Annotated in this window: 2 protein-coding genes; both read right to left on the reverse strand. The window is 52.1% G+C overall.

Annotation, left to right across the window (positions count from 1 at the left end; genetic code table 11):
- The coding region (locus KDK17_RS10485) for a hypothetical protein (RefSeq protein ID WP_257288035.1) at window positions 1-635 on the reverse strand (635 nt) is incomplete at its 3' end.
- On the reverse strand, window positions 632-1,187 hold a 556-nt coding region (gene pdxH / locus KDK17_RS10490), incomplete at its 5' end, for a pyridoxamine 5'-phosphate oxidase (RefSeq protein WP_257288036.1). The genes KDK17_RS10485 and pdxH, both read right to left, overlap by 4 nt.

Raw genomic sequence — 1,187 nt, forward strand, 5'->3', positions numbered from 1 at the left:
GGGCTCAGAACTCTTTTGATAATGACGGTCTCGCTGGCGGGCATCGCTTCAAGCATCTCAATGTCTGTCTGAATGGCACTGGAAGTCAGGTATTTTTTGCGTAGATGGTCAATTGCTTCATTTGCGGAAAGCTTAACAGAGCCACTATGGTGGGCTGCCCAGCTGAAGCCAATGCGACGGGGTGGTGTCTCAAAGAGTTTCAGTTGACGATAACTCTGGACGAAATGGATGTGGGCAAACTGCAGGCCGCCCAGCATGTTCTCCCTGATCTCGTCCGATGTTTCTTCAATGGCTTCAATACTGTCTCCATACAGCTTCCTGAACTCGGTCATGGCCTGTTTGAAGTTTTCCCGGGCTTCATTAAGCCTTATACCTGTCTGTAAGGTCTCCCTGGCAATGCCCACGATTCCGGGCAGCCGGGCCGTTTCCTGTTTGTTTTGCTGATCGGTATAGATCAACCGGGTGCTGGTTTCAGCTGCCAGGGCGCGGTCATTCTTGTCCTCGTCAGGCGATTTCATGACCCAGACGGGCAGGAGCTGGTCATCATAGACCTGCTCACGAAACTGTCTGTTGACGGTTACCATATGAATCAGAGTGTCTCTGACGGCAATCCTGGCCGCCGTTTTCTGACTCATGGTGACAGCCTTTCTATCGTCCAGTTGGATGCTGTCCGTGTATAGAGGAAGCGATCATGCAAACGATTGGGTCGTCCCTGCCAGAACTCTATGGTGTCAGGGATGATTCGGTAGCCGCCCCAGAAATCCGGAAGAGGTACCTTGCCTTCTTTGAATTTTCTTTTCATTTCTTCGAGCTTCATCTCAAGCACTTTTCTGCCAGTGATGACCGAACTCTGTTGTGAAACCCAGGCTCCCAGCTGGCTGCCGTGGGGGCGGCTGGTGAAATATTTTAACGAGTCGGTTTTGGAAATTTTTTCGGCCCGGCCTCTGACAGTGACCTGTCTCTCCAGGGAAACCCAGGGAAACATAATCGCGACATTCGGATTGTCAGCAATGTCCCGGGCCTTGCGGCTGCTGTAGTTGGTAAAAAAGACAAAGCCCCCGGGGCTTACGTATTTCAGCAGGACGGTACGCAGGCTGGGTAAACCTTCTTTGGATGTTGTGGCCAGGCTCATGGCGTTGGGTTCGGTCAGCTGTGCTTCGACCGCTTGCTGAAACCACAGGTCAAAC

Origin of the sequence: Endozoicomonas sp. SESOKO2 (genome assembly GCF_024606245.1) — a bacterium.
Classification (GTDB): domain Bacteria; phylum Pseudomonadota; class Gammaproteobacteria; order Pseudomonadales; family Endozoicomonadaceae; genus Endozoicomonas_A.